Here is a 22,149-nt window from a genome sequence, read left to right on the forward strand (position 1 = left end):
CTCATTTCCTCGGGTCGAAGGCGTCGCGCAGGGCCTCGCCGATAAATACCAGCAAGCTCAGCATGAGAGACAACACAACGAAAGCGGTGATACCTAACCAGGGCGCCTGCAAATTGTCTTTACCTTGAGCGATGAGCTCGCCCAACGATGGCGAGCCCGGCGGCAGACCGAAGCCAAGGAAGTCCAACGAGGTCAGAGTGATAACGCCACCGGTTAGAATGAAGGGGAAGAAGGTCAGGGTGGCAACCATGGCGTTGGGCAGAATATGCCGGAACATGATTACGCCATTGCTTGCCCCCAGCGCACGCGCGGCTCGCACGTATTCCAGATTACGCCCGCGCAGAAACTCGGCACGCACTACATCAACCAACGACATCCACGAGAACAGCAACATGATGCCCAGCAGCCACCAGAAGTTGGGCTGCACGAAGCTGGCCAGGATGATCAGCAAGTAAAGTACCGGCAGACCAGACCAAACCTCAATAAAGCGTTGCCCGATCAGGTCGATGCGACCACCGTAAAAGCCCTGAAGGGCTCCGGCGATGACGCCGATGATGGAACTGAAAATGGTCAGCGTAAGGGCGAATAACACGGATATGCGGAAACCGTAGATCACCCTCGCCATCACATCGCGAGCTTGATCGTCGGTACCCAACCAGTTGTCCGCCGAGGGCGGGGCTGGCGCGGGTACGTCCAGATCGTAATTGATGGTGCCGTAGTAATAGGGGATCGGTGGCCAGAGCATCCAGCCATCGCCGTCTTCTTCTATTAACTGCTGAATATAGGGGCTGCGGTAATCCGCCTCGATGGGAAACTCGCCACCAAAGGCAGTTTCTGGATAGCGCTCAAATACCGGAAAAAACAGCTCGCCCTGAAAGCTGACTGCGAGTGGTTTATCGTTGGCGATTAGCTCCGCGCACAGGCTGAGCACAAACAGCAACATGAAAATGTGTAGCGACCACCAGCCGCGCTTGTTGGCGCGAAAACGGGCAAAACGGCGTTGATTGAGCGGGGAAAGGGTTATCAGACTCATGCTCAACCCTCCCTGCTATCAAAGTCGATACGCGGGTCGACCAAGGTGTAGGTGATGTCGCCAATCAGCTTCACCACCAAGCCCAGTAGCGTGAAAATGAACAGGGTGCCGAACATTACTGGGTAATCTCGATTAATCGCCGCTTCAAAACCCAGCAAGCCCAAACCGTCCAGCGAGAAGATCACCTCGATTAGCAACGAGCCGGTGAAGAAAATATTGATTAGTGCGGACGGAAAACCGGCGATGATCAGCAGCATGGCATTGCGGAAAACGTGGCCATACAGCACCCGGCTCTCCGAAAGGCCTTTGGCGCGGGCAGTGGTGACGTACTGTTTGCCAATCTCATCAAGGAAGCAGTTCTTGGTCAGCATGGTCAGGGTGGCGAAGCTGCCGACCACCATCGCAAAGATGGGTAGCACCAAATGCCAGAAATAGTCGCCGATCTGCCCCCAGGTGCTCATCTGCTCGAAGTTGTTGGAGGTCAAGCCGCGTAGCGGGAACCAATCGAGATAGCTGCCGCCAGCGAATACCACGATCAAGAGGATCGCCAGTAGGAAACCGGGAATGGCATAACCGACAATGATGAGTGAGCTGGTCCAGATATCGAAGGCCGAGCCATGTTTAATGGCCTTGCGTATGCCCAGCGGAATGGAGATCAGGTAGGTGAGCAAGGTGGTCCACAAGCCAAGGGAGATGGAAACGGGCATCTTCTCAAGTATGAGGTCGGTCACCTTGGCATCGCGGAAGAAGCTGTCGCCGAAATCGAAGGTTGCATAGCCCTTGATCATCAACCAGAAGCGTTCATGTGCCGGTTTGTCGAAACCGTACATCTTTTCGATTTCTTTAATGATGTCCGGGTCCAGACCCTGCGCGCCGCGGTAATTGCTGCCGCTGGCAACTTCGCCGCCACCACCGGATACGCGGCTGGTAGCGCTGCCTTCGAAGCCCTCCAAATTGGCAATCATCTGCTCAACCGGGCCACCCGGTGCCGCCTGAATGATCAAAAAGTTGATCAGCAGAATGCCAAACAGCGTGGGGATGATCAGCAGCAGGCGGCGGACGATGTAAGCCAGCATGCTTAATCTTCCTCGCTGACGGGCGTGGTGACGACGGGTACTTCATTGTCTGGGATGGCGGCCGCCGATTTGGCTGGGTCTACCCACCAGGTAAAGAGGCCTAAATCGTAATCGGGCGCTACTTTCGGATGGGCAAATTTGTCCCAGTAGGCGACGCGATAAAAACGGGTGTACCAATTGGGAACCATCAGGTGCTGTGCGCGTAATGCGCGATCCAGCGCGCGAGTATGGGTAACCAGTGATTCGCGGGTATCTGCCTGCACCAGCCCTTCGACCAGTGCATCGATGGCGGGATCTTTTAATCCCATCAGATTGCGGCTGCCTGAGTTGTCGGCGCTGGAAGAGTGCCAATATTCACGCTGTTCGTTGCCAGGGGAGTTGGATTGTCCGAACCCGCTAACCACCATGTCAAAGTCGCGTGAGCGCAACCGGTTGATGTACTGGGATACATCGACACGACGTAGGGTCAGGTTGATGCCAAGTGATGCCAAGTTGCGCTTGAACGGCAGCATGACGCGTTCAAATTCGGGCTGCACAAGCAGAAACTCAAAGCTCAGCGGCTCGCCTTCGGCATTGACCAGTTGATCGTCGACAATCTTCCAGCCGGCGTCCTGCAACAGCGCATAGGCTTCGCGACGCTGGTCTCGCAGATTGCCGCTACCGTCGGTCTTCGGCGGCACATAGGCGGGGCCGAACACGGTTGGTGGCAGTTGCTCGCGCAGCGGCTCAAGTAGTTCAAGTTCGGCCGCACTTGGCTCGCCCTGGGCTGCCAGTTCGGAGTTGTCAAAGTAGCTGGCAGTGCGAGTGTAGGCGCCATGGAATAGTTTGGAATTGGCCCATTCGAAATCGAAAAGCAGGCTGATGGCTTTACGTACTCGCACATCCGCAAAATGCGGTTTGCGTAGATTGAAGACAAAACCCTGCATGCCCTGGGTGTTGTTGTTGGGGATTTCTTCCTTAATGATGCGGCCGTCGCTGAGGGCGGGACTGTTGTAGCCGATGGCCCAATTTTTTGCGGCCATCTCCTGGTTAAAATCGAACTGTCCGGCCTTGAAAGCTTCCAGGGTTACGCTGCCATCACGAAAGTAATCGACTATTACGCGGTCAAAATTGTTGAAGCCACGCTGAACGGGCAGCTCAGCAGCCCAGTAATCGGGGTTACGTTTGAAGCTGATGCTACGGCCCGCACGCACGTTATCGATCTGGTAGGGGCCGCTGCCCACGGGGATGTCGAGCGAGCCCTTGGTGAAGTCGCGTCCTTGCCAATAATGTTTCGGCAGAACCGGCAACTGGCCTAGCACCAGCGGCAGCTCGCGGTTGTTGCCGTGATGAAAGCGGAAGGTGACTGTTTGTGGGTTGTCTGCAACGACTTCTTGCACGTTGCTGTAGTAAGCCCGGTAGAACGGAGCGCCGTGCTCGATCAAGGTGTTGAAAGTAAAGACAACATCTTCGGCCGTAATGGGTTCGCCGTCTTGGAAGCGTGCCTCAGGGCGCAGGTGGAAACGCACCCAAGTGCCGTCTTCGGCTTTTTCCATGCTTTCGGCAATCAGCCCGTACTCGGTGAAAGGCTCATCCAAGGAATGGAAAGTCAGGGTGTCGTAAATTAGATTCAAATTATCAGCAGAAGTGCCGCGGCTGATGTACGGGTTAAGTGAGTCAAAGCTGCCGAAACCCGACAGGCGCAGGGTGCCGCCTTTGGGCGCGTCTGGGTTGACGTAATCAAAGTGCTGAAAGTCCGCCGAATATTTGGGCGCTTCATCGTAAAGTGTTAACGCATGCTGCGGTTCTGGCTGGCTGGCAGCGGCCGCGGCGGTATAGCAAGCAAACAAAGCCAAACAAACGGATTTCAGCGAGAGATGCATTCAGAGACCTTGTTGTTCTAGTGTGCCGCAGGCTCTTTCCACCAGCTGCGAATAACCAGCGAATAGGGCGGTATATCTGGCGTCTGCAGCCAGCTGCGATAGCCGATGCGGTGGTAGTTTATATACCAGTTCGGGATTGTATAGTGATTCCACAGCAGTACCCTGTCTAAAGCGCGGGTGGCAGCCACCTGCTGACTGCGACTGGTGGCGCCACTTAATTTATCGATCAGGTCATCGACTACCGGGTTATTAACACCGGCGTAGTTACGACTACCCTTGACGTTGCGCTGGCTAGAATGAAAGTAGCTGAGTTGCTCCAGCCCCGGTGATAGCCCCTGCGGCAGCGTGCCCAGCATCATGTCGTAATCAAACTGATCCAGCCGCGCCTTGTATTGGGCGCGATCCACGGTGCGAATGTGCATGTCTATGCCCAGTCGCGCCAGGTTGGCCCGGTAGGGCTGCAGGATGCGTTCCAAGCTCGAGTTTGCCAGCAATATTTCAAAGACCAGCGGCTTGCCGTCACTGTTCTCCAGGCGGCCGTTGCGCAACTCCCAGCCAGCCTGATCAAACAAATCAATCGCTTGGCGCAGCGTTTCACGCGGGATGCCGCGGCCATCGGTGACCGGTAGACTGAAGGGTTGCAGGAAGAGTTCCGGCGGTAGTTCCTCGCGGTGTGGCGAGAGGTAAAGAAATTCCTGTCCGGCGGGAAGGTTGGTGGCGCTGAAGGGGCTGTTTGGGTAGTAGCTCAAAGAACGCTGATAGGCGCCATAAAAGAGCACCCGATTGGACCATTCAAAGTCGAATAGCATACCCAGTGCCTTGCGCAATTCGAGACTATCAAAGGGCCGTCGCCGGGTATTGAAAAACAGCGCCTGTGTGGAGCTGGGAATTTCGTGGGAAATCGCGCGTTTAAGCACATCGCCATTGGTGACCGCCGGAAAGTCGTAGGCGTTGGCCCAATTACTCGCCTTGTGGTCGATGTACATGTCGAACTCGCCGGCCTTGAACGCTTCAAAAGCGACGCTGTTGTCGCGATAAAACTCCACCTGCATGCGATCAATATTGTATTTTCCCCGGTTGATCGGCAGGTCGGCACCCCAATAATCCTTCACCCGTTCATAAACCAGACTACGGCCGGGATCGACGCGGGTTATGCGATAGGGGCCACTGTTCAGGCCGGGTTGAAAGGTGGTTTCAGTGAACTCGCGGTCTTTCCAGTAATGCTCTGGCAGAACCGGCAATTCACCGAGGCGCAGGATCAATAGACTGTTGTTGGGCCGTGAGAAAACGAAGCGAATACGGCGCTCACCCAGAATGTCGATGCGCTCTATATCTTGCAGCATGGAGCGATAGTTTGGGTGGCCCTTCTCTTTCAACAGTCGATAGGTAAATTCAACGTCCTTGGCGGTCATCGGCGTGCCGTCATGGAAACGCGCTTCCGGTCGTAGGTTGAACACTACCCAGCTGCGATTGTCGGCAAACTCCAAAGTCTCGGCGACTAAGCCGTAAGAGGAATAAGGCTCATCACCTGACGGGTCATAGATGCCACTGCCCGCCATCAACGGCTCGTTTAGCTCGCTAATGCCAAATTGGGCGAAGTCGCCGGTATTGATTGGGCTAGTCCCCTTAAGCGTATAGGGGTTGAGCGTATCGAAGGTGCCTGATCCCATGACCCGCAAAGTACCGCCTTTGGGCGCGTCCGGGTTGACGTAATCCAGGTGTTTGAAATTTTCCGGATACTTGGGCAACCCGTAAAGGGCGTAGCCATGCTGTGTATGAACGGCTGCATTGGCGGGCAGAGTAACCAGCCAGCAGAGCAGCAATACAAGAAAGGGAGTAGGGCGGAACTGCAGTTTCATGAATACCTGCGCGGAAAAAGCCAGCGGGCGACAGCGCGGCGGACAGCGCTCACCCCACTAGGGAGTGGCTAACCGACCGCGTGTCGTCAATTGCTGCCAACGCTAACATTCCCGTCGGTGAGACGGAAGGGCCTGCGTCGCAATCAGGGCACGAACAGGGTTAGCTCTTGCCCCGGCTGCAGATAGCGCTCAAGTTTGTTCCAGTTGCGGATGTTGTCGATCTGCACATTGAAACGTTCAGCAATAGTGGATAGCGAGTCGCCTGAGCGCACCGTGTAGGTCACGCTGCGGTTGTCTTGGCTGCTTTTGCCGCCTGGCAGCATGAGCGTAGAGCCCACGCTGAGGGCGTTATCGCTGAGCTCGTTATAGCGCTTGATGTGATTGACCGTAGTGCCATGCGCGCGCGCGATGCTCCACAGGCTGTCCCCCGGCTTGATGCGGTAACTCAGTGCTGAGTTGGACGCCAGTGTCTGAGCTGCGGTAGGCAGCTCAATTGGCCCGTCACCGAATTGCGGCAACATCAGCGTTTGGCCGACGCGAAGCAGGTTGCCGTTAATCTCGTTAGTGTCGCGGATCACGCCAACGGATAGCTGATAACGGCGCGCAATCTGCGAGAGAGTATCGCCGCGGCGCACCTGATAGCGCTGGTAGTTGACCCGTTCGTCATTCGGCAGCTCGGCCAATGCTTGGGTAAACTGCTCGGCCTGATCAATCGGGATCAGCAATTGATACTCACCCTGTGGGGCGGTAACGCGCTGATTGAATGCTGGATTGAGGCTGAGCAGCTCTTCGGCCGGAATGTCGGCTAGCTCGGCTACTTTATAAAGGTCGATCTGCTGATCGACGGTCACCTCTGCGAAGTAAGGCTCATTGGCCAGGTCGGGCAGGTGGGTGCCGTAGGAGGTTGGACTGTCGATGATCTGCGCTAAAGCCAGCAACTTGGGTACATAGTTCTGAGTTTCGCGCGGCAGCTGCAAATTCCAGTAATCAGTCGGCAGGCCTAGGGATTCGTTGCGTTTGACCGCCCGACCTACACAGCCTTCACCACAGTTGTAGGCTGCCAGGGCCAGCAACCAGTCGCCATCAAAGTAATCGTGCAGCAGGCTCAGATAGTCGAGCGCCGCCTGGGTGGAAGCGGTCACGTCGCGGCGCCCGTCATACCACCAGTCCTGGCGCAGCGAAAAGTTGCGCCCTGTGGAGGGAATAAATTGCCACAGGCCGGCTGCCTTGGCGCTGGATAGCGCTTGGGGATTGTAAGCACTCTCGATAAAGGGCAGCAGCGCCAACTCCTGCGGCATACCACGCTCTTCGAGCTGTTGTACGACGTAGTAGATGTAGCGTTGCGCACGAGGGGTGGCTAATTCGAAATAGCGGGTCTGGCTGGCAAAGGCGAGGCGTTGTTGATCGATGCGGGGATTGTCGATCAGTGCGGGGTCTAGCATAAACCCATCGCGGATTCGGCCCCAAAGAGTGGCAGGTGTTTGTGGTTCTACACTGAGGACTGAGTTGCTAGGGCGAATTGGCTGTTGCGCGGGCAGCGTTTGTTGCCATTGTGGCTGCTGTGTTTGCCCCAGCTCGCGGTAATCCGACCGCTCCGTGGTCTGACAGCCAGTGAGTGCTAGTGCCCCGGCCAGAGCGCCTAGCACCCATGCCCTGGGCAAGATGGTGATTACCGAATAACGCATTGAAGACCCCACAAAATGGGGGTGATTTTATGGAGTCACTTCAACGGGGTCAAGACGCGTTCGTGTTAAAAGCTATCCTTCCATGCCCGTATCGCCGCGAAGGTCTCTACACCGGGGCTTAGCGGTGAGCCGGAATGAGCGCTTGCAGCACCTATAACGGCTGCGCAATCGGCGCGCAAAAACGGGTTGGTGCGCAGCTCCAGAGCGAGGTCGCTGGGTAGCGTCATCCGACCCGCGTCGCGCAGATCTTGAACCACCTCAAGGCGTACTTTGATGTCTTTGTTGTCGGGTTCAACCGCGTGGGCAAACCTTAAGTTGGCCTGGGTGTACTCGTGGGCACAGTAGATGCGGGTTTGCGGCGGAAGAGCAGCCAAGCTACTGAGCGATGCGTGCATTTGTGCTGGCGTGCCTTCGAACAGACGGCCGCAACCGCCAGCGAACAGCGTGTCGCCACTGAGCAACCAAGGGTCGCCACTGTTCTCGCAGTAAAAGGCGATGTGGCCAAGGGTGTGGCCCGGCACAGCGATGACCTGCAGACTTAAGCCGAATATTTTAACGGTATCGCCGTGTTCGAGTGCGTGATCACGAGCAGGAATATTCTCGGCCGCTGGCCCCCACACTTTGCAGCCGGTGCCCGCTTTGAGCGCCGCAACGCCACCAACATGATCTGGATGGTGATGGGTGATCAAAATGTCGCTGAGGCGGTACTCCGGGTGTTTACCAAGCCAATTGATCACCGGTTTGGCGTCACCGGGATCGACGACGGCGACTCGTTCACCGTCGTCGGCCAAAAGCAGCCAGATGTAGTTGTCGTTAAATGCCGGTAGCGCGATAAATGTGGACATGGCAAGCCTATTCCTTAATCTGTAGATTCATCTTAACAGTCCAACCCCTTTATGGTGAATTCATGGCTCGTCAGCAACCTTCACGCTCCATCAGTCAGGCAGATTTGTTGCGCCTGCTGCACGAGGCCCGTGGTTGGCTGGATTCCGCGCCTGGACAGTTACTGCTGGAATCTGAACGCGCGGCGCAGCGCGAACTGATGCCCCAGTGCTTTGGTCAGCATTTAGTGCAGTACGGTTTGGCGCCCGAGATCCTAGACCCTGACAACCAGGTCATACGCAATCACTGGCATCTGGATATGGAATGCCGTGCGGGTACGCTAGCAGTAGAAGAAGCGCGTTGGCCGTTCGCGCCGCAATCGCTGGATGCAGTGGTGCTGCATCACGGCCTGGACTTCAGCCTGTCTCCGCGCACACTGTTGCGCGAAGCAAGTCAGACGGTGCGTTCAGGTGGCCATATGCTGATCTTTGGTTTTAATCCGTTGAGTACCTGGGGGGCGCCGCATTACCTCGGGCAAAACTGGCTCGGGCAGGCGGGCTTCGTGCGTCCAGGGCGGCTGGTTGATTGGTTAGAGTTGCTGGGCTTTGCGGTGGAGAAACGGCTGGATGGGTGCTATCGTCCGCCGCTCATGTCGCCGACCTGGCTGCAGCGCCTCGCCTTTATTGAGCGGTTGGGGCAGCGGCGGATGCTTCCCGGCGGCGGATTTTATTGTCTGCTGGCGCGCCGGCAGATGTATGGCGCGTTGCCGCAACGACAACGTGGCTTGGCATTTCCGACACTCGCATTGCCACCATTGGCTGCGAGCAGTCGGCGTACGCATAAACGAGATAGCAATGACCCAACCGATTGAGATTTTTACCGACGGCGCCTGCAAGGGTAATCCAGGACCTGGTGGCTGGGGTGCACTGCTGCGTCTTGGCGGGAACGAAAAGAGCCTTTATGGCGGCGAGCTGAACACCACTAATAACCGTATGGAGTTGCTGGCTGCGATTCGTGGCCTCGAAGCCCTTAAACGTCCAGCCGAGGTGATTCTGACCACGGACTCGCAGTATGTGATGAAAGGCATCTGTGAGTGGATGGCCAACTGGAAGAAGCGCGGCTGGAAAACCGCCAGCAAGCAACCGGTAAAAAATGTCGATCTCTGGCAGCAGCTGGATGAGCTGGTCAGCCAGCATCAAGTCGAGTGGCGGTGGGTGCGCGGCCATACCGGGCATCGTGAGAATGAAATCGCTGACGAACTAGCAAACCTGGGTGTGCAGCACGTATTGAATGAGCGGAAGGGGTAACGCATGCGCGAAGTGGTCTCCTTCTATACACAAGACTGAAGTGTAAACGGCTAGGATTGCAGTGATATCGCAGGTGTCGAAAGCTGGGGCTTGATTTCACCGTTAAAATGTAATCCATGGGCGGTTTTTCGGCTATTTTGTTTACACTTTGCCCCTGACGAACGAAATTAAATGTAGAACCTATTGCTGAAGGTTTACCCCGTTTACATAATCAATCGGTCAATTTTATCTGGCTTCCTCCAGCAAAAGAGGGCGCGCTACGATTGCCTTGAAAAGGTTTCCGCCCCGATCATCAATTAACTCAATCTCAGGCCACTCACGTAACGCGCGCAGCAAGCCGCTTCCCAGACCGCGATACGGCAGGAGCTTAGCTGCAAACGATGCCAGGATGGGGTTGCGCATATTGGAGTTGCCCGCCTTAATGTTTTCGATGGTCAGGTTGTTGGGCAAATGGCCGGGGCTGATGATCTCGACTCGATCGGCAAAGACCAACACACGCACCGGAGCGCTAACGAAGTAGTCGCGGTGAATGAGTGCGTTGGCGACCAGCTCTTCCCAGACGATACGCGGAATCTCCGATTGGCCCTGGGAATTGAACCCCTGATCCCCCTGCACTGCGCGGGTGTTGGCGACAACGAAGCCCAGCGTTTGCTGAAACACATCGGCCAGCTTGCCGGTGATGTCACGGCTGTCGACGTAGCGTTGGTCTTCGATCTCATTGCTGACAAAAGCCACCGCCTTGACGATGAAGGCAGGCAGTGAGTACTGCGGCGCTTTGGCAAACAGCAGACTGCCCGCGACATTCAACTGCTCCTGGCTCATCAGGTTCATGTTGGTCAGCAACTGTGGTAGCGGCTGGCTGTGCTGTGCCAGCCGCTCGCCGAACTGCTGTTCAAAGAAGGCCTCGAAATAGGGGATGTCCACATCACCCACGCTCAAACCCGCCACAGGCGTTTCGTCGGCGTGAACCAGACCCGCTTGCTGGAATAGACGCTGAATTTCCTCACGCGAGGTGGCGCGGCGCTTGTCCGAGCCGTTCTTCACCCAGATGGCACCGTTCTTGTCCATATAGGGCTTACTGACGCCTTCGGCAATCGTGAGCATCATCACGGTGCCATTCGGGTGCGGCACATTTTCGGTGAGCGGGTTCACGGCAGGACGCACGTTTTGTGATGCGCTGTTCGAGACGAGTTGATTCAGCCGGTCGATGTCCGTGCCGGACAAGCCAAGCACCGAGCCATCGTTCCGCACACCAATGAAAATCTTCCCGCCTGCGGTGTTGCTGAAGGCAACTATCTCGGCCGCAAGGGCATCGGCATTGGTGACGTTTTCCTTGAATTGCTGGCGGCTGTCCTCTCCCAGGCTGAGGAGGTCGATCAGCTCTGTGGTTTCCATAGGTTGTAGACCTCTTTACGTCGATTGAAGGCCTCTTGGCCTCCTTCCATGATGTTGATGATGGCGTCCTGTACCGGGCGGGCGTCGATGCTGCCGCTTTGTACGACGACTTTTTCGTCCTGAAAGCGGCAGGCGTGTACTTGCTCCGCATCACCTAGCACCGGGAAATTGGCGTTGTGGGTGGCGAAGATGAATTGGGCGTCCGGCTTCATTTCGCGCAGCAGCTTGATCACGTCATCGTAGATGGTCTGGTTGTCCAGATCGTCTTCCGGCTGATCAATGATGATAACGTCGTTCTGCCGCTGGCTGAGCACGTAAAGCAGTAGGGCCGAAGCGCGCTGCCCGAGCGAGTGATGCTTCAGCTCCTTGCCGCGATAGCGGATGACGAAGCGGTTGGGCACCTGCCAGGTGACGAACTCTACCAGGTTCTGCATGAAGGTCTTCTCGAAGACCTCCGGCGTGCTGCCGGCCTTTGCAAGCGCAGCCGGTAAGGCTCGCAGCAGACCACCGAAGTCGGTGTAATCCTCCATCATCGCGCGCAGGGTTGTTTCGCGGATGTTGCTGCCTTTGAAGAGCTGCTGCATAAAGCTTATGGCGGCTTCCTTGTTGCCCTTGAAGTCGGCTTCGATCTGCAACGCGGCATGGCCTGCATTCACGCGATCCAGCTCGACCTTAATGGTGTTGAACTCGAGCAGCCAAAGCTCGTTGAGCTTGTCGATCTCGGAAAACAGCGCGTCACGAATGCCGCTTTGCTGGCTTTCCTGTTTGGCCAGCGCCTCCAGCATTTGTTCCGCCTTGGTTTTGCGCTGCTGCTGGGTCAAGAAGTCATCCGGCTGGATGGCCGTCATGCCGGTCTGTTTGAGTTCTTGAGCCAGTTGGCGTTCGACCTGGGCGAATTCTTCCTGAAGGCTCAGGCGCGAGCCGTCGAACCCGCCTCGCTTGGCTTGGAGCCGGACGGTAATGGCTCTGGCTTCCTGCTCGATGTGCTTGAGTTGATCGACCTTGGCAACGAGGTTGGCAAATTCGGCGTAATAAGCCGTAAAGAAGTCGGGGTTCTGCTTGGACGCGTAGCTCGTTGCGTTACGCAGATCGTCCTCGTGCTCGGCGATCAATTGCCCGAGGGAGAGCACGAAGCTGTCTGCCCGCTCCTGCATGCGCATCAGCGCAGTGGCATCCTGCTGGAAGCCAAGGCGCTTCTGGAGCTTGTCGGCGACGCCGTACTCCTCGAACTTCTTCAGCCGGAAATTGGCATCGATGAGCTGGGACTCGTAATCGCGCCTGAGCTCTGCGTTGTCGCTGAGCTTGAGCCAGCGGCTTGCCGCATCGCGCACATGCTGGCGTTGAGTTTCGATTCCGTCCCGCAGCACACGCAGTTTTTCGCCCACCAGTTTTTCTACCAGATCGGTTTCGAAACCTTCGCCAGTGCTGGAAAGGTCTTTCTGCCCGAAGTAGATCGGGCGACGCAGCACAGTCTCCCGGATCGACACGCCAGGCTGCAACTTGCCGTCCAAGTAAACGTTTGGCGCTTCGCGGAAGATTCGAGAGATGGTGAACTCTTGTCCATATACGTCGCAGGCTGTCAGCGTCACCTTGCCGCCGCTGCCCAAGGTGTGACGAATCAGTTCATCCTTGTACTTGGTGTCCTGCGCCTTCTCACCCCGAGGAATCTCGAGAGCGTAACGCACCGCTTCCAGAATGGATGACTTGCCGCTGCCCCGAATGCCAATCAGCGTGTTCAGCTCAGGAGAGAAATGCAGCGTCTGCCTGTCGAGGATGCCACCGTCGAAGTGAATACTGCGGATGTGCGATGCCTGGTGCTTGAGTGGCTCCATTGAGACCCTCGCAGCGGGATCACTCAAGGCAAACTTGGCTGCTTCAAAGGATAGCTCGCCCAATTTGAGGTAACAGGCTTTGCCCTGTCCGATATCCTCTATGCGTTTGGCGTCGCAGCCTTCGAGTTCAGCGGGATACCAGTCGCCTAGATGCTGCTGAGTTTTAGTCCGGCACGGTTTGTTTTTCTCTTGCAGCTTGTTGTACGTGCGTACCTTCTGAAAACCCAGCGTACGGCGGCGGAAAAATTCGTTCTGGCCCAGTTCGGCAAGACGCCCTCCATCCAGCTCGGCCCAAAGCCCACTCGGTGCTTCAACATGTGCAAAGACAAGGAAAAAATCCCGGTGGTAGCTTTCGAGTTTCTTGATGGTTTCCAGCAGCGAAAGAGAGGAACGTCCGTTTTCTTGTTCGTACTGGGCAGGGACTTTTCCTTCAAATGCAACGCCCAGGAAGGGGTTGATATGGTCATGACCATCTGCCAGCCAGTCGTCGGAAAAGACTACCAGGGTATGGATGCCATTGGCCCCGTCATTGACCGACAGCTCGACGCCTGGCAGTAGCGCAATACCCTTCTTCTGTGCTGTTTTGCGCAGCGCTTTGAATTCGTCGAAGTCAAACTTGTTATGATTGGTGATGGCGCCCAGTCGGATGCCCGCGTTTTCCAGTGCGTCCACATAGTTGCTGTTGAAGAAGTTGTCATCGCCTGTGAACTTGAACTCACGGTCCGCGCGGGTGTGCAGATGAAAGTCAGCTCGAACCCACTGCGCGCCTTCCGAGAAAGCGATTGATCGAGCCGATGATTGCTTTATTTGCAGACTATCCATTATGGTTTCTCCGTATAGTGCGTCCCGGCGTAACGCACCAGTCGAGCGGTCTTCGGATCATAGATAACCTCAGTAATCGATCCATCTCGAATACGTTGAACCGCCTCGTTGATCAAATGGAGCGGAACGAGAAACCACTCCTCAGGCTGCACTGGATGACCGAAGCGGTCATTGATAGTGATGCTCAGCCGCGCGGGTGCGAACAGTCTGTGGAACAGGTTCTCAAGCCGGGTGCGGTTGATTCCGGCGAGCTTGTAGGTCGCTACCACTTCCACCTTTGCCAAAAGATAGGTGGAGTCGTGCTCCGCGTTGGCGATGCGCGTCTCTACCTTGCCACCTGTCACGCCAATCTTGTGAATCAGCTGCCGATGCTCGGCAACGAACGGATGTTCTGACAGGCTGCGCAGCACATAGATGGTCCCGCTCTCTATATCGTCATCGTCCCAGACTTCGCTGAAGCGGTTTTCACTAGGCTGGTTTTGAGTAAATAACGGTCCTGCGTCAGGCTCGGTGATACGGCGGCTGGCTTCATCTTTGTAGAGCGCCCTGACCAAAGATAGACGCAGCAAATTGCTTTCCGTCCCGTTGGAGAAAATCACGCGCAGGCGTGCATCCTTCTTGCCTTGGGGGGAATCAAACTCTTCACCCTCGTCGGCCACGTAGGCAGTTTGTCCATCCAGGACAAACCACTGGCCAACTTCGATAGTGGAGTTCTTGCCGAAGGGGCGAGTCGTGCGTATACCAGCCTTTAGTTCGCCGGCCACCTGCTCAAATATTGGCTGGAAGTCTTCAAAATCCTCGCACTTCTCTCTATTGGCGATCTCTTCAGCCGCACGCTTCTCGATGCTGGAGCGGACGTGTTTGAGCTGGGTAAGCTCCGGGGCTCCTGCAGCACCTGCTAGCTCGGCGAGCAGGGCATCATCGTCCATTGACTCTGCTTCGTTGGTGCAAGCGCCATTGAGCAGGCCCTGGTGATCAAGTGGTGACACCAGGAGGCGGCACTCTTCAAGGGCTCGAATGCGGTCCAGCCGTACGGCGTAGAGTCGTTCGAAAATGTCATTGTCTTCGCCATGCTTGGGTGCGCGGCTGTGTTCTTCCACAAAACGCTGGATCTCTTCAAACCCGGCAATTATGCGCTCCTCCTTGGCGGACAGCCCTTTCTTTTTCTCTGGCTGAGCAAAGTCATCCAGCTCGGCGCGTAAGTCGTCCAGATCAATCATAACGGCCCTCATCTTTGTAGCGCACGAACGCGGCGGCACCCTCGGCCATACGCTTTTCCCATGCGTCCTGTGAGCTTACGGCTGGCAGTCGGCCTCGTTCTTTCTTGAACTTAACCGCCCGCAGTGCAAGCTCTTTCGCCTCCTCTGGCGTCAGGTTGGTCCGTTTGCCGGAGATAGCCGCAGCCACTTGCTTCAGGCTCTCTTCGCTCATGGTCTTTGCCAGAATCGCATAGGCCTCGCTGAAGGGGTTGATGCGATCAATTAGATCAATATCGAGCTCTCGCACATCCATGGCAAATTTTCGCACGCCTGCGATCAAAGCAGTGTTAGGTCTGGGCTCGTTGTTGCCGATATCTATAGCCTCGCCACCGACCAGCAACTGCTTGGCCTGCTGGGTGAGGTTCAGGGCGGCAATAGCGTGTTGACGCACGGCTTCCTGATCTTGCTCGTTCAGATTGGGGTAACGATCCTTGATGATCTTGCCCATGCGTACCTGGGTCAGCTCTTCAGGTACTAGCTCCTCGTCGAACAAGCCGCGCTCGATAGTAGTCTTGTCTTGGACAAACCCGGCGATTACTTCGTTGATGTCTTCCTGACAAATTCGGGTGGCTTCCTCACTCTTGGGTTCTGCCAGCCCCTTGATCTCTATCTGGAACTTCCCTGTGTCTTCGTTCAGACCCACGTTGCACTTGTCTGGATCATACCCCCCTTCGCCATAGTCGAAGCCCTCCTGCGGGCCGCTGGTGGGGTTCTTTGGCTTGAACTCAAAGCGTGGGGCTAGTACTTGCTCCATCAGCAAGCTAGCTGCAATGGCTTTCAGTGTGTCATTAATGGCCTCCGTCACAGCCTGCTCAGCGGCATCCGGTTCGGCAATGAGGTTGGTGAAACGGGCCCTAGTCTTGCCGGGCGCATCCCGCGTGGCGCGACCAATGATCTGCACGATTTCGGTCAAGCTGGAGCGATAGCCCACTGTCAGTGCATGTTCACACCAAATCCAGTCAAATCCTTCCTTGGCCATGCCCAGGGCAATGATGATGTCCACATGGTCACGGTTGTTCTTCTGTGTCGGATCTTTCAGCGCGCTGGAAACCCGGTCACGCTTGCTCTGGTCATCGTCCACCAGGTCGGCAATCTTCAGCAGCCTGCCATCGGCTGTTTTAACAAGCTGGAAGCCGGTAACTGGGTCAGAACCATGCCATTCACCCAACTCCTCTATGATGTGCTCTACCTCCCGAATCTTGTCCTTGGTGCTCTCACGGGAGTTGACGTTGGGAATGTGGATAATGGTTTTCTCGCCAGGGTCGAGCACTTTTAGGATGTCATCGGCATAGGAGCCAGAATAGAAGTAATAGCCGATGTCGAGCTGCTTAAGATGCTCGTACCCGTTGAGCTGCTCGTAATAGGTGTAAGTGACGGTATCAAAGCGTGACTCATCCTGCGGATTCAGCACAGCCTCGGCATCACCCCGGAAGTATGAACCGGTCATGGCTACAACATGCACCCTATCGCGGGCAATCAAGTCGCCCAGGTGGGCGCCCAGCTTGTTGTCCGGGTTGGCTGAGACGTGGTGGAATTCGTCCACAGCGATGAGGCTGTCATCGAAAGCAGCAATGCCAAATTGGTCGACCGCAAAGCGGAAAGTGGCATGGGTACAGACCAACACCCTATCTTCGCTTGCTAGGAAGGCACCTAGGGATTTGACCTTGCCACCATTGTCGGAGCCTGGCGCATTGCACAGATTCCATTTGGGCTCTACGTGCCAGTCAGTCCAAAATCCATAGTCGCTCAGTGGCTCGTCATTGAAGCTGGAGCCGATGGACTTCTCCGGCACCACGATGATGGCCTGTTTGAGCCCCTGGTTCTGTAGCTTATCCAGCGCGATAAACATCAACGCGCGACTCTTGCCCGATGCCGGCGGTGATTTGATTAGCAGGTATTGTTCGCCTCGACGCTCGTAGGCGCGTTCCTGCATGGGGCGCATACCCAGGGCATTCGATTTTGCTGAGCTGCCATTGCTGGCATACGTAACGGAAACTGAAGGTACTATCTTGGTCATTACGCGATACCTGTTAGGGCTTCTTGCCCTTTCGTTTGAGGTCTTGTTCCAGTTGTTCTATTTCTTTCAGGTCAGAGGCATCGGCTGCTCGGGCCTCCGCAATACGCCGCTGTTGGTCGAAAACCTCATAACGCTCACTGGCGACTCGTTCCATGTTCTCGCGGCTGACAGAGCCCGCGCCCGCAAGGATGCGTTGATCATTAAAGGCCAGCATCTTGTCGACGTTATTACGCCAGAAGTCCAGGGTAAGCTCTTTCTGTTGCTTTAACCGAAGTTCTGCTTGTTCAAGGAAAATTACTACCAAACGGTTGAGTGTGTCGATTTCATCAGCCGTCAGGTAGTTCTTGGCCACGATGACATCCTGCTTGCGTACTCGCGAGCCGCTCCAACTGGTTAACGCCATGTTGGGCTGGCTGGAGTCCGAACGCTTCAGGATCAGTTCTGCAGCTGTATGGCCGGTGGTGGCATACAACAGCTTGTTCTGCACCTCGGCAAAGAACTGGCCGGTCTCGCGCTCTCGGGTCAGATAGTCTGAGCTGAGGGCAAACAGATCCCGGACTTTTTGATAGAAGCGCTTCTCCGAGGCCCGTATCTCTCGGATACGTTCCAGCAGCTCGTCAAAATAGTCCCAGCCACCAGGGTTTTTCAAGCGCTCGTCATCCATCACGAAACCCTTGAGCAGAAACTCTTTGAGGTGGGTGCTGGCCCACTGGCGGAACTGCACGCCGCGAGCAGAGCGGACGCGATAGCCGATGGCCAGGATTAGGTCGAGGTTGTACAGCTTGGTCCGGTAATTCTTGCCGTCAGCGGCAGTTGTCAAGGATTCCTTGACAACTGAATCTTGGAGTAATTCTCCGTCTTCAAAGATGTTTTTGGCGTGCAGGGAAACGTTCTGCTTGGTGGTCTGGAACAGCTCGGCAATTTCCAGTTGGCTGAGCCAGATGCTATCGAGTTCGAGTCTAAGGTGTAATTGGGTTTTGCCATCTTCTGTGGTGTATAGAGTTATATCGCTCATTGACGGGCTTCTCTGAATATAGGGTTAGTCCATCGGGAGTTAGATACGAATGGAACCTCTACATAAATCGTCAGAATACACCCCACTGCCTACCGCTCTTCATAGTGTAGGCTCCCTCTATTTTTTTACTAGACCTTATCCAGTTGTTTCTATCTATCTCGGAGCCTAGCGTGAGTGTAAAATTCCCCAGTGAGGTTTTTGTAAATAAAAGGTATTTGTTATCATACTCAATGGGTCCTTCTTGACCTGGAATAGGTAAGACGAGTTTGTCCATTTTGTTATCGCTGTATGTGATTGAGTACAATTCAAATAGAGAGTGACCGAATGATAGGTTAATCGAACCAATCGAAGAATTCTCAGGAACAGAGGTAGGGGAGAAGCCAAAAAAGACGCGTGAAAGACGCTTCATCATAAGTTGATTTCCCGGTAGGTTGGGCCCACGGTTTTTTGTTACATTTCCAGCCTCTATCCAAAAGTTCCTACAAACGCGAAGCCTTTGTAAATCGTCGTTGCTTAGAGCGCCATTGTCTAAGTGGTCGGATGCAATGTCGTCTTCTGTTGGAGATGGGCTTTTTAACTTCTCGACGCTTTCAAAAAAGCCTGAATAATGAGTGAGTGCCATTAGCGTTAGCGTGTCGGCGTTTTTCCACGCAGAAGAAAACCAACGACGGGATTGTTTAATTGCCTGGGCAGCGGATAGCTCGAGATTATTAGCTTTTCGGTCGATTCCCAAGGAAAGGCCAGCTTCGTAACCGCATGTAAGACCTGATCGTGAGATGTTGCCGGAGCCTGAAAGCATATAATCATACTGTGCGTTTCGAAGAAAAAAAGTTTTCGGGTGAAAAGGGATTCTAGGTGTGCAGCTTCTAGACAAGCAAAACTTAGAATCATGAATACGCACACTTGAGCTAGGAAGAGACATGATTTTTTCGAGGGCGATAGGTTCTGTACGGCAGTAATCAAAAGATGTGAGCCAACGTATTTTTGCTTTATGGCCCTTTTCGTCCAGGTTCTCCTTGAAGACCTGAAGTAAAACCTTCAGGCCGCTAGCTGTGATGTAAGCAGCAGCAATATCTATCTCCTTAGGTGGAGCGCTGCGCAAAATCTTGGCCAGTGCTTGCGCCGTCGTATGAGGTTTTGGTTGTCGAACGCTATCGATGATTATCATAGCTACAGCTCCTTGCGATATTCTTTTGCGTCCTCGCAGAACATAATCTGCTTGCAAGATTTGGAGTACAGCTCGAACAACTTTTCCAATCGTTCTGTGTCATTACGGAACCTGCGACCGATGTATATTCGCTCTAACAATTCGTCGTTTTTCTCATGGGCGTCCAAAAGGTTAGCTGGCATATCTTCCGGGCTGTAGAGATCTCCAATTGTTGCGGGGAAGTGAGATTCTCTAGCGAGCAATATCCCTTTGGCGCTTAATGTGAGATCTTGTATATTTTTCTCGGTAAGAATAGGGGTCGGAAATGTGTTCCATCCGATCGTGTTCGAGTAACGAAAATCAGTCTTTATCTTTCCACATACTGCCGCGATCCAAATCCAGTGAAGCCGGGAAGCAATGATGGCTATGCACCAGAGTGGTGCGTCATAAATTGCAAGAGCGCTGTCCGCTACGATTGTTTTTGCATCTAGTAGACCAACAGGCAAGAATTGCCTGTGCTCTGAGGTATGCCGGGGGATAATGATAGACTGATGTTCGGCCACACCCTGTATTTGGACAAATCGATGAGGCCGAGCAGCGAATTTTTGAGTTGATGAAGCTTTCATCGCGCTGCGTGCACTGGCCACCTTTTCTAATCTGTCAGCTATTCCTTGTATAGCAAACGCATCATTTTTTTCTTTCTCAGAAATCCATAAGCAGTATCTTTTTTTGTTATGGATGAAATCTTCTGAGCCACTAAACGAATAGATAAAGCGCTGTGTACGTGGGTCTTTTAGTATTAGCTCTTCGCGTTCCTTGGAAGAGAGTAAAAGGTGTCCAGCGTCTCTCGGCATGTTTCCGAACACCATCGTAGGATAATTGTTGATTGGAGTGCTGGTCGGCTCGACGATAACGTTAGGTGCCGCAACGAGATATGGGTTTATGTTAGAAACATCTCGCGATACTGTGTTGCCGTCTGGTGTGATGGAATAGAGTTTCCTGTTATTAACAGCTGCTGATAGTGAGAGTCCAACGATAACCACTGTTACAACAGCATTGCTTGTGGCCAAATTCGCCCACCGAAAAGATGTATGGGCAAAGTTAATTGAAATGCCTTCGGAGTATAAAGCAGGCCACAAAATAGATACTTGTTGCCCTTGGCATATGGAATTCGTACTGACTAGAGCGCATCTGGCTCCGGAAAGAGAAGTGAACTGAGCAGCCTTAAAAAACCAACCTGCCACATAGTCTAAAGACTTCCAGTTTACGCTGGTGCCTCTGAAAGCTATCTCTAAATCAAGTTTCTGGCTGTCCGATTGTAGTTTTCCACCATAGTAGGGCGGATTCGCGCATAGATATATCTCACCCCCTTCATTTTCAAAATCGATCTGAACCTGATCTAGTGACGAATCAAACAGATCGTCTGCATAAAGCTTCGTGCCGGTCCCGGTTGGTGGGCAGATGCCTAGCCAGTCAAGGCGCAGGGCGTTGCCGCATGTAATCCAATTCTGCGAATCGAGTGGCAGAAACTCAGCTAGTGCCAGCTTTTTCCCCCGATACAGTAAGTCGCACTGGTAGTCTGCAATGATCAACGCGAGCCGAGCTACCTCTGCAGAAAAGTCCTTCAGTTCTATACCTCTGAAATTGGTCAGCGGAATATCGGTGGGCCGGTTTGGCTCTCCACGGCGCAGATTGATTTCCGCTTCAATAGCTCGCATCTGCTTATAGGCGATGACCAGGAAGTTTCCCGACCCGCATGCTGGATCGAATACACGTATCTTCGACATGCGATTGCGTAAGTTCAGTAACTTACGAGGGTTGCCTCCCGCGTCCCTCAGCTTTTCACGTAGGTCATCCAGGAACAGAGGGTTCAGTACCTTGAGGATATTGGGCACGCTGGTGTAGTGCATGCCCAAGGCGCCGCGCTCATCTTCGTCGGCGACTGCCTGGATCATGGAGCCGAAAATATCAGGGTTGATTTGGGTCCAGTCCAGGCTACCAATGTGCAGCAAATAAGAGCGTGCGATTTTGCTGAAGCTCGGCGCCGCAATACTTCCGGAAAACAACCCGCCGTTGACGTAGGGGAAACCATCAGCCCACCGAGGGATGTCCGCAGAAGCGCGTTCGGTCTGCCTGGTATTCATGGCCCGGAAGATTTCGCTGATCACCTCATGGGTGTTGGCAGAGTCTCTAGCACTCATTTGCCCGACGGTATCTGTAAACAGACCGCTGCCTGCAAAGATGTCTGTGTCCTCCGCAAAAAAGCAGAAAATCAAGCGAGCCATGAAGTGGTTCATCTCATGGCGCTGCTCTTCGGTGCTCCAGTCCGGATTGTCTTTCAGTAGCTCTACATAGAGTCTATTTAGACGGCTGGTTGCGCGAATATCAAATGAGCTATCTCTCAGCTGCTTGACGGTGGTAATGCCTGCCAACGGCAGGAAAAAGCCGAAATGGTCCGGGAAGGCCTCGTACGCACATGCGACGGTTTCGCCGGTATCCAGATCTTCTGCCTCAAAGTCCACGCCATCAGTAGCGAGGATGTAGCGTGCCTTGGCGCGGCTGGTCGCTGGGCTTGACTTCAGGCGTGTCAATGCCTCGGTGACAGCGCCGCTATCCGCTACAGCGATGTGGATATGGTTGGTCTGTAATACGCCACCGCAATCCGATTTATTGGATGCACCGGTACGCAGCCGCTTGAGGGTGGTGGCCTTGTTGCCGAAGGCTTCCAGAAAGGCATAGGGGAACTCAGCTGGGTCAAAGGGCTGTTTTGCCAGATCGGATATTGCGGCTTCGATTTCTACTGCGTTCATAGCGTTTCTTGTATTGGAGTGGCGCCGGCTGGATTAGCGAGAGTTAACAGTGCTGAGACTCTGTTCTCTCTACTAGCTGCGCAACGCCATGCATCTGAGAAGGATCAAATTAGTATACAGGTTGACGTTGGCTTTCCGTAGGCTTCAGAGGACCTTTAGGGGTTCTACTCCGTTCCTGTTGACACTTTTGAGAATAGGCACAATGTGC

General features: G+C 54.4%; 15 protein-coding genes. 2 read left to right on the forward strand and 13 right to left on the reverse strand.

Annotation, left to right across the window (positions count from 1 at the left end; all coding sequences use genetic code 11):
* Position 1: 1 nt before the first annotated feature.
* The 6 genes from AC1XYH_RS05210 to gloB all read right to left on the reverse strand — a co-directional run bounded on the left by AC1XYH_RS05210 (position 2) and on the right by gloB (position 8,360).
* Positions 2-1,024 carry an ABC transporter permease gene (locus tag AC1XYH_RS05210; protein ID WP_483326308.1) on the reverse strand — a complete coding sequence of 341 codons (1,023 nt, stop codon included), beginning with the start codon at positions 1,022-1,024 and terminating at the stop codon, positions 2-4.
* Between the two features lie 11 nt (positions 1,025-1,035).
* A complete protein-coding gene (locus AC1XYH_RS05215) occupies positions 1,036-2,109 on the reverse strand; it encodes a microcin C ABC transporter permease YejB (protein WP_483325598.1) in 1,074 nt (357 codons plus the stop codon).
* A gap of 2 nt (positions 2,110-2,111) precedes the next feature.
* The gene (locus AC1XYH_RS05220) at positions 2,112-3,971 is read right to left on the reverse strand and encodes an extracellular solute-binding protein (protein WP_483325599.1); all 1,860 of its coding nucleotides are present in this window, start codon (positions 3,969-3,971) and stop codon (positions 2,112-2,114) included.
* 17 nt (positions 3,972-3,988) lie between these two features.
* Positions 3,989-5,830: an extracellular solute-binding protein gene (locus AC1XYH_RS05225; protein WP_483325600.1), complete on the reverse strand. Its 1,842-nt coding sequence runs from the start codon at positions 5,828-5,830 to the stop codon at positions 3,989-3,991.
* A 143-nt stretch (positions 5,831-5,973) separates the two neighbouring features.
* Positions 5,974-7,515: a LysM peptidoglycan-binding domain-containing protein gene (locus tag AC1XYH_RS05230; RefSeq protein WP_483325601.1), complete on the reverse strand. Its 1,542-nt coding sequence runs from the start codon at positions 7,513-7,515 to the stop codon at positions 5,974-5,976.
* Between the two features lie 65 nt (positions 7,516-7,580).
* Positions 7,581-8,360, reverse strand: coding sequence for a hydroxyacylglutathione hydrolase (gene gloB / locus AC1XYH_RS05235; RefSeq protein ID WP_483325602.1), 780 nt, complete (start codon positions 8,358-8,360; stop codon positions 7,581-7,583).
* A 62-nt stretch (positions 8,361-8,422) separates the two neighbouring features.
* Here gloB and AC1XYH_RS05240 point away from each other — a divergent pair, with 62 nt between their 5' ends.
* Positions 8,423-9,208, forward strand: coding sequence for a class I SAM-dependent methyltransferase (locus AC1XYH_RS05240; protein WP_483325603.1), 786 nt, complete (start codon positions 8,423-8,425; stop codon positions 9,206-9,208).
* Positions 9,192-9,644 (forward strand): ribonuclease HI, encoded by a 453-nt coding sequence (gene rnhA / locus AC1XYH_RS05245; RefSeq protein WP_483325604.1) that lies wholly within the window; start codon positions 9,192-9,194, stop codon positions 9,642-9,644. The genes AC1XYH_RS05240 and rnhA overlap by 17 nt, the downstream gene beginning before the upstream one ends.
* Positions 9,645-9,869: 225 nt before the next feature.
* Here the strand turns inward: rnhA and AC1XYH_RS05250 are convergent, their stop codons facing one another.
* From AC1XYH_RS05250 to AC1XYH_RS05280, 7 genes are all read right to left on the reverse strand, one after another.
* Positions 9,870-11,039: an RNA-binding domain-containing protein gene (locus AC1XYH_RS05250; protein WP_463218190.1), complete on the reverse strand. Its 1,170-nt coding sequence runs from the start codon at positions 11,037-11,039 to the stop codon at positions 9,870-9,872.
* A complete protein-coding gene (locus tag AC1XYH_RS05255) occupies positions 11,021-13,693 on the reverse strand; it encodes a TrlF family AAA-like ATPase (RefSeq protein ID WP_463218187.1) in 2,673 nt (890 codons plus the stop codon). Before AC1XYH_RS05255 ends, AC1XYH_RS05250 begins: the two co-directional genes overlap by 19 nt.
* On the reverse strand, positions 13,693-14,913 hold the full coding sequence (locus tag AC1XYH_RS05260) for a GIY-YIG nuclease family protein (protein WP_463218184.1): 1,221 nt from the start codon (positions 14,911-14,913) through the stop codon (positions 13,693-13,695). The genes AC1XYH_RS05255 and AC1XYH_RS05260 overlap by 1 nt, the downstream gene beginning before the upstream one ends.
* Complete coding sequence (locus AC1XYH_RS05265) at positions 14,906-16,969, reverse strand: DEAD/DEAH box helicase (protein ID WP_463218182.1); 2,064 nt, start codon at positions 16,967-16,969, stop codon at positions 14,906-14,908. The genes AC1XYH_RS05260 and AC1XYH_RS05265 overlap by 8 nt, the downstream gene beginning before the upstream one ends.
* Positions 16,970-16,982: 13 nt before the next feature.
* Positions 16,983-17,984, reverse strand: coding sequence for a virulence RhuM family protein (locus tag AC1XYH_RS05270; protein WP_463218179.1), 1,002 nt, complete (start codon positions 17,982-17,984; stop codon positions 16,983-16,985).
* Between the two features lie 70 nt (positions 17,985-18,054).
* Entirely contained in the window at positions 18,055-19,152 is a 1,098-nt protein-coding gene (locus AC1XYH_RS05275; RefSeq protein WP_463218176.1) for a hypothetical protein, read from the reverse strand.
* Between the two features lie 2 nt (positions 19,153-19,154).
* The gene (locus tag AC1XYH_RS05280) at positions 19,155-21,941 is read right to left on the reverse strand and encodes a class I SAM-dependent DNA methyltransferase (protein WP_483325605.1); all 2,787 of its coding nucleotides are present in this window, start codon (positions 21,939-21,941) and stop codon (positions 19,155-19,157) included.
* Between the last annotated feature and the right edge of the window lie 208 nt (positions 21,942-22,149).

It is taken from the genome of Pseudomonas sp. GW-45 (assembly GCF_056896675.1).

Bases quoted from the DNA above. Each gene is read 5' to 3' on its own strand.
- AC1XYH_RS05220 (WP_483325599.1), bottom strand. From the start codon at position 3,971: ATGCATCTCTCGCTGAAATCCGTTTGTTTGGCTTTGTTTGCTTGCTAT.
- AC1XYH_RS05275 (WP_463218176.1), bottom strand. From the start codon at position 19,152: ATGATAATCATCGATAGCGTTCGACAACCAAAACCTCATACGACGGCG.
- AC1XYH_RS05215 (WP_483325598.1), bottom strand. From the start codon at position 2,109: ATGCTGGCTTACATCGTCCGCCGCCTGCTGCTGATCATCCCCACGCTG.
- AC1XYH_RS05250 (WP_463218190.1), bottom strand. From the start codon at position 11,039: ATGGAAACCACAGAGCTGATCGACCTCCTCAGCCTGGGAGAGGACAGC.
- AC1XYH_RS05265 (WP_463218182.1), bottom strand. From the start codon at position 16,969: ATGACCAAGATAGTACCTTCAGTTTCCGTTACGTATGCCAGCAATGGC.
- AC1XYH_RS05255 (WP_463218187.1), bottom strand. From the start codon at position 13,693: ATGGATAGTCTGCAAATAAAGCAATCATCGGCTCGATCAATCGCTTTC.
- AC1XYH_RS05225 (WP_483325600.1), bottom strand. From the start codon at position 5,830: ATGAAACTGCAGTTCCGCCCTACTCCCTTTCTTGTATTGCTGCTCTGC.
- AC1XYH_RS05240 (WP_483325603.1), top strand. From the start codon at position 8,423: ATGGCTCGTCAGCAACCTTCACGCTCCATCAGTCAGGCAGATTTGTTG.
- rnhA (WP_483325604.1), top strand. From the start codon at position 9,192: ATGACCCAACCGATTGAGATTTTTACCGACGGCGCCTGCAAGGGTAAT.
- AC1XYH_RS05270 (WP_463218179.1), bottom strand. From the start codon at position 17,984: ATGAGCGATATAACTCTATACACCACAGAAGATGGCAAAACCCAATTA.
- gloB (WP_483325602.1), bottom strand. From the start codon at position 8,360: ATGTCCACATTTATCGCGCTACCGGCATTTAACGACAACTACATCTGG.
- AC1XYH_RS05230 (WP_483325601.1), bottom strand. From the start codon at position 7,515: ATGCGTTATTCGGTAATCACCATCTTGCCCAGGGCATGGGTGCTAGGC.
- AC1XYH_RS05280 (WP_483325605.1), bottom strand. From the start codon at position 21,941: ATGAACGCAGTAGAAATCGAAGCCGCAATATCCGATCTGGCAAAACAG.
- AC1XYH_RS05260 (WP_463218184.1), bottom strand. From the start codon at position 14,913: ATGATTGATCTGGACGACTTACGCGCCGAGCTGGATGACTTTGCTCAG.